Origin of the sequence: Patulibacter sp. NPDC049589 (assembly GCF_040675535.1) — a bacterium.
GTDB lineage: Bacteria > Actinomycetota > Thermoleophilia > Solirubrobacterales > Solirubrobacteraceae > Patulibacter.
On the sequence record NZ_JBFAPC010000243.1, the window covers coordinates 1 to 5,543 of the forward strand.

At 75.4% G+C, this 5,543-nt stretch carries 7 protein-coding genes and 1 pseudogene; 2 read left to right on the forward strand and 6 right to left on the reverse strand.

What is annotated here, in order from left to right; all coding sequences use genetic code 11:
* The first annotated feature begins 177 nt into the window (after window positions 1–177).
* A complete protein-coding gene (locus AB0L40_RS26000; protein ID WP_364361414.1) occupies window positions 178–552 on the forward strand; it encodes a hypothetical protein in 375 nt (124 codons plus the stop codon).
* A 20-nt stretch (window positions 553–572) separates the two neighbouring features.
* On the opposite strand, the gene AB0L40_RS26005 is transcribed toward AB0L40_RS26000, so the two are convergent.
* The 6 genes from AB0L40_RS26005 to AB0L40_RS26030 all read right to left on the reverse strand — a co-directional run bounded on the left by AB0L40_RS26005 (window position 573) and on the right by AB0L40_RS26030 (window position 4,823).
* The gene (locus tag AB0L40_RS26005) at window positions 573–1,454 is read right to left on the reverse strand and encodes a hypothetical protein (protein WP_364361416.1); all 882 of its coding nucleotides are present in this window, start codon (window positions 1,452–1,454) and stop codon (window positions 573–575) included.
* A gap of 31 nt (window positions 1,455–1,485) precedes the next feature.
* The gene (locus AB0L40_RS26010; RefSeq protein WP_364361418.1) at window positions 1,486–2,271 is read right to left on the reverse strand and encodes a type 1 glutamine amidotransferase domain-containing protein; all 786 of its coding nucleotides are present in this window, start codon (window positions 2,269–2,271) and stop codon (window positions 1,486–1,488) included.
* 615 nt (window positions 2,272–2,886) lie between these two features.
* Window positions 2,887–3,489 (reverse strand): dihydrofolate reductase family protein, encoded by a 603-nt coding sequence (locus AB0L40_RS26015; protein ID WP_364361420.1) that lies wholly within the window; start codon window positions 3,487–3,489, stop codon window positions 2,887–2,889.
* A 102-nt stretch (window positions 3,490–3,591) separates the two neighbouring features.
* Complete coding sequence (locus tag AB0L40_RS26020; RefSeq protein ID WP_364361422.1) at window positions 3,592–4,083, reverse strand: hypothetical protein; 492 nt, start codon at window positions 4,081–4,083, stop codon at window positions 3,592–3,594.
* 47 nt (window positions 4,084–4,130) lie between these two features.
* Window positions 4,131–4,433, reverse strand: a complete 303-nt coding sequence (locus AB0L40_RS26025; protein ID WP_364361424.1) for a hypothetical protein — start codon at window positions 4,431–4,433, stop codon at window positions 4,131–4,133.
* A 132-nt stretch (window positions 4,434–4,565) separates the two neighbouring features.
* Complete coding sequence (locus AB0L40_RS26030; RefSeq protein ID WP_364361426.1) at window positions 4,566–4,823, reverse strand: hypothetical protein; 258 nt, start codon at window positions 4,821–4,823, stop codon at window positions 4,566–4,568.
* Window positions 4,824–5,202: 379 nt separating this feature from the next.
* Between AB0L40_RS26030 and AB0L40_RS26035 the strand changes: the two are divergent.
* Window positions 5,203–5,543: pseudogene (locus AB0L40_RS26035) on the forward strand (hypothetical protein); the annotation flags it as partial.

Below are 5,543 nucleotides of genomic sequence, written 5' to 3' on the forward strand. Positions count from 1 at the left end.
GCCGCGCGGTCCGGGGGGCGGCCCGCCGGCGGGGACCCCACCCACGCCCGACGCGGGTCCCGGTAGCCTGGAGCCCGAGATGGTGACGGAGCGCGACGACCAGCTCGGGGCCGAGGGGGCACATCCGCCCGTCGCGCCGCCCGCGGACCCGGCGGCCGGGGCGGGGGCGCCCGCGTCATGAGCACCCGGTCCCCGGCACCGGAGGATCCGCCGCTCTCGTCCGAGGAGCTGCACGCGATGGCGCTGTCGCTGATGGTGCTGGTGCGCGCGCTCCGGCGCCAGGCGATCCAGCCGGACGCCGACGGGCCGTTCTCCGTCCCGGGGGCGCTGGAGGCGGCCGACAGGTTGCACGAGCACGTCGTCCGCTTCGTCCGCGGCGCCCCGCCCGGCACGGACGGGGCGCCGCCACCGGAGGTCGCCGCGATCCTCGAGGTCGTCCGCGAGGCGACCGGCCTCGTCGGCGACCTGGTGGCCGAGTCGGACGCCGCCACCGGCGACGCCGATCCGGCGGACCGGCGCTGGGCGCTCGGCGCGCCCCCCGCCGCGGGCTGACGCGTCGGCGGCCGGTCGGATCAGCGGGCGCGTAGGACCCGGATGCGCTTCGTCGCCGCGGGCAGGCCGTTGCCGGTCGCCCGGGCGGTGACGAGGCCGGCCTTCGCCGGCCGCACGCGCAGCGTCGCGCGACCCTTCGCGTTCGTGCGGACGCTGCGGCCGAGCACGCGGACCCGCTGCTTCGCCAACGCCGTCCCGGCGGCGGTCGTCACCCGGATCCGCAGCGTCGTCGTCCGGCGGGCGCGGATCCGACCGGGGGTGATCCGCAGGCGGGGGCGCATCGCGGCGGCGACCGGCGCGGGCACCGCCGGCGTCGTGGCCCGCGCGAAGACGTAGGGCTTCAGCGCCGGCTCCTCCTTCGCCACCGGCACGCCGGCGAGGTTCACGCCGACGACGCTGACGAGGCCCGGCAGCGCGGCCAGGACGTTGAGGTTCGCCTGCAGGTTCGTGACGTCGATCCCCGGCATCAGCGGCGCGGCGCAGGTGGCGGGCGTGATCCGCGAGGGGTCGGCCGGGCCGTCGTGGGTCAGCGCGTCCATCGCCAGCGCGTAGGCGGTGTTCGACGTCGTGCCGACGAGCAGGTGCTCGCTGAGGTCGCCCGGGCAGACGTCCTGGACCGCGACGTTCGTGATCCGCCCGTCGCCGGTGGTCAGCGACGACGAGGCGGTCCGGGCGTCCGCGACGGCGCTCGGGAGGACGACCTCGTCGAGGTTCGAGCGGATGTTCGTGTACGAGATGCCGGCGAACGTCTCCTGCCGGCTGTTGAGCGCCGCGATGAACCGCGACGTCGACGCCTGCTGCAGGCTGGCGATCGGGCAGCCGACGAGCGAGCAGGTGGGCAGGGCGTTCAGGAGCGTCGTGCCGTGGTTGCTGCCGGCGAAGCCGATCACGTCGTCGACCATCGCGCGCGTGTCGGGCCAGAACCGGGGTGACCTACGACTCCGCGGCCGCGTCCTTCGCGGCCTCGTCCGCGAGCGCGGCGAGCGCCTCGTCGCGGGCGACGACGATCTCGACCAGGCGCTCGGCGAGCGGGCCGGCCGACGCGGGGTTCTGGCCCGTGTGGAGGTTCTTGTCCTCGACGAGGAACGGCGCCCACGGCTCGCCGTACTCGAACGCCGCGCCGCCGTCGCGGAGGCGGTCCTCGAGCAGCCAGGTCGCGATCTCGCCGAGGCCGGCCTGGTGCTCCTCCTCGTTCGTGAACGCGGTGAGCGTCCGGCCGGCGAAGGGCCACGAGCCGTCGGCGCGCTGCGCGGCCAGGAGCGCGGCGGGCCCGTGGCAGACGGCGGCGACGAGCTTCATGTCGTCGTCCAGCGCCCGCGTCAGCAGCCGGCCGGTCGGCGCGTGGACGGCGAGGTCCTCCATCGGGCCGTGGCCGCCCGGGACGAAGACGACGTCGAACGGCAAGACGTCGACGTCCTCGATCGCGACGGCGGCCTGCAGCTCGCCCTGGATCCCGTCGAGGTAGGCGCGCTGCGCGGCGGCGGGCTCCTCGCCCCCGGCGTTGCCCGGCTCCAGGCTGCTCTCGTCGAGCGGGGGCGTCACGCCGCCGGGCGTGGCGAGCGTGATCTCCCACCCGGCGTCGCGGAAGACGCGGTGCGGGGCGACGAGCTCGTCGGCCCAGAAGCCGGTGGGGTGCTTGGAGCCGTCGACGAGGGTCCACTGCTCGGCGCCGGTGAGCAGGATCAGGACCTGGTGCGTGGGGGTCTCGGGCGTGCTCATGCTGGTCCTTCCGGGGCCGGGATCGGCGGGACGTCGACGGTACCAACGGCGACCCGAAGGGTGCCCCCGTCCGCGCCCGCCCCGTCGCCCGCATCGTTCGCCGTCGGTCCGTGTTTGCTCCGGTGTCCCCGTCCCAAGAATCCCCATGCTTCGTCATCGCGTGCGCGCCGGACCCTCGCCGGCTGCGTCGTCCCGCTGGCCGCCGTCTTCCCCGCGGTCGCGGCGGCGGCCCCGCCGTGGACCGCGCCGGTCTCGGTCGGTCCGTCCGGCGTGGAGCTCTCGCACGTCGTCGTCGGCCGGTCGGGTGGTCCCTGGCGTACGGCTACGGGTCGGTGCCGACGCTGTTCCCGGTGTGCTCGTCCGAGTCGGCGGTCCGCGACGAGCTCCGGGTCCTTGGATCGCCGGGCGAGGAACGCGACGACGAGTGGCTCGGAGCGGCGGTAGAGCTCTGCGAACGCGTCCTGCTCGGTCGCCGAGGCACGAAGCAGGGCACCGTCGCTGCGGCTGGTCCAGGTCGGAGGCATGCACCTGGACCATGCACGACGCCGCGTTCTGTGACCAACTCGGTCGGTCACCGGGCGTGGCGCCGCGGTCGGTGACGCCGACCCGTCGGGCTCAGTGCTCGACGCGGTAGCGGATGTGGGTGGCCAACGGCGAGTGCAGCGTCTCGACGGGGGCCAGGCGCAGGTCGCCGACGTCGTGGAACAGGCGCTCGCCGGCGCCGAGCAGCACCGGGGCGATGTCGATGGTCAGTTCGTCGACGACACCGGCGGCCAGCGCCTGCCGCACGGTCGAGGCGCCGCCGGCGATGTCGACGCCACGATCTCCGGCGGCGGCGGTGGCCTGCGCGAAGGCGGCGTCGAAGCCCTCGGTGACGAAGTGGAACGTCGTGCCGCCCTCCAGCTCGATCGGGTCGCGCGCGTGGTGGGTGAGGACGAAGACCGGCGCGTGGTACGGCGGCTCGTCGCCCCACCAGCCGGTCCAGTCCTCGTCCCAGGGGCCGCGGATCGGGCCGAACATGTTGCGGCCCATGACGTACGCACCGCGGGGCCGCATCAGCCAGTCGCGCGCCGTGATGTCCGCCGGGTCGGTGATCTCGCCCAGGTGCCACGTGTGGACGTCCCCGCCGCCCACGCCGAGCGGGTGATCGCCGCTCTGGTCGGGGCCGGCGACGAAGCCGTCCAGCGAGATGGACATGTGACAGGTGGTATCGGTCATGGCAGCAACGACTCCTCGGCCGACGGGGATTCATCGGTCCTCGCCGGCGCACGATACGCGCGGCGTGCCCGGTCGGCGAGCGGTGCACGAACGAGCGCGATCCTAGGCGTTGATCCCCGGAACGATCTGGATCGCGCGGAGGTCGGAGACGATCGTGGCGTTGACCACGGCGGAGGCGGAGATCGCGACGGCGAGCACGACGCTTGGGACGGCCGCCCGGCGCAGCGCGACGATGCCGACGCCGAGGACGAGCAGCGGCGCGGCGAAGCACAGCCAGCCGACCCCGACGCCCTGCACCGTGGAGCAGTAGCTCTGGCGCGGCGTCCCGGGTTCGGGGTGCGTGATGGGCGGCGGCGGGTGGTTGCAGGCGTGCGACACGTCGACCGCCGCCAGGAAGAGGACCAGCGCGGCGAGGGCCACGACCCAGGCCAGCAGCTGCCAGCCCGCCGGACGGATCGTCCACGTCGCGGCCCGACGGAGGGGCGACGCGGTGGCGCGGCTCCGGGTCGGGCCGGGCCGCTCGGCCAGCGGTCGCCCGTGCCGATCCTGGTTCCACCGCCGTCCGCTGACCCACACCGCTCGCGCCCCGGTCATCGGCGTCCGCCCCTTCGTGATTCCACGATCTCCGTGGAATCAACCATCTAGACGGTCAGGGCCCAGTCGAGGTCGTCGAAGGCGACCCAGTTGGCGATCGCCCCCCCGCAGACGAGCGCGGCGATCGCCAGCGGGACGACGGGCAGCCGCCGGCGGAAGGCCACCGTCGTCGCGGCCACGAGCGCCGTGGGCAGGACGACGAGGACGATCCAGCGCCAGGCGCCGTCGAGCGCGTCGCAGTAGCCGGCGCGGGGCGTCCCCGGGTCGGGCGGGCCGCTCAGCGGCGGCGGCGAGACCCGGCATCCGTGGTCGACCTCTCCCCACGCCGGGACGAGCAGGACGACGACCACCCCGAGCAGGAGGCCCGGCCCAGAGGACGGTGTCGGTGTGGTCGCGCTCGGTCATCGGGCTCCCCGGGACGGGATCGACTGCTCGGATCAGGCGACTATGGCGGGTCGGCCGGTCGCCGCGAGCTCCCGGTGCTACCGCACGGCCGCGGCGGTCAGCGCCTCGACGGTCCGCACCCAGGCCTCGCCCGCGTCGGTGAGCGGCTGGAAGTAGCGGTCACCGATCCGCCGCATCCTCGTACGCGAGCCGTGCATCTCGTCGGCCAGCCGACGGTGCACGCGAGCAGCGGCCTCGCCGGCCCGGATGGCCTCGCGGTGCAGGGCGCGGAGGGCCGCCGGCGGGACCAGGTGGAGCAGGTCCCGCGCGTGGTGGGTGAACGTCGCGGCGATCATGCGATAGCCCTTCCGGGCCTCCGCGACGGACCGCGCCGTGTTCGCCGCCCGCGACGCCGGTGGGACGTCGCGCTTCCACCTCGCGAAGGCCGCGGCCAGTCCGCGCGCGTAGCGCTCGTCGATGCGTCCCGGCGTGGGAGCCGGCGCAGGGGGCGTCGCGGGCGCCGGCACGGAACGCGTCGCGGTGTCTCCGCGGCTCCCGTCGTCGGCGGACCCGCACCCCGTCAGGGACGTCAGGAGCAGCATCACGAGAACGATGGACGACCGTCGCCGGGGCATCGCCGGAAACCCTAGACGCGATCGACACCGAGGACGAACACCGGGCGTTCGCGCGGACGGGTCCGCCCTCGCCTACCGTTCCGGGACAGAGAGGAACCCCGTGGACCGCGAACGCTTCCAATTCGACCGCCAGGTGCGCCAGATGGCCGGGGTCCTGACCGTCGTCGACGACCAGCCGCGACCCGGGGGAGTGACGCTGCGCGTCGTCGCCGGCCACGGCGACCGGATCCGCAGCGCGGCGCTCGCGATCGCCCCTCCCGGGCTCGAGCTCTACGTGCTCGAGGACGACCTCGTCACGACCGTCCCGGAGCTGCCCGCGCCGGACCCCGGAGCCTGGTCGGCGGGCGGGCCCCGGGGCGACGACGTGGGGGTCGCGCCCGGGCGCGGCGCGCCCCCGGGGGGCGGGGCAGTGGTCTTCCGCCCCCCCCCACCACCCCCCCA

Excerpts from the sequence above, each read along its gene's own strand:
- AB0L40_RS26010 (WP_364361418.1), bottom strand. The coding sequence starts at position 2,271 with ATGAGCACGCCCGAGACCCCCACGCACCAGGTCCTGATCCTGCTCACC.
- AB0L40_RS26000 (WP_364361414.1), top strand. The coding sequence starts at position 178 with ATGAGCACCCGGTCCCCGGCACCGGAGGATCCGCCGCTCTCGTCCGAG.
- AB0L40_RS26015 (WP_364361420.1), bottom strand. The coding sequence starts at position 3,489 with ATGACCGATACCACCTGTCACATGTCCATCTCGCTGGACGGCTTCGTC.
- AB0L40_RS26005 (WP_364361416.1), bottom strand. The coding sequence starts at position 1,454 with ATGGTCGACGACGTGATCGGCTTCGCCGGCAGCAACCACGGCACGACG.
- AB0L40_RS26030 (WP_364361426.1), bottom strand. The coding sequence starts at position 4,823 with ATGATCGCCGCGACGTTCACCCACCACGCGCGGGACCTGCTCCACCTG.
- AB0L40_RS26020 (WP_364361422.1), bottom strand. The coding sequence starts at position 4,083 with ATGACCGGGGCGCGAGCGGTGTGGGTCAGCGGACGGCGGTGGAACCAG.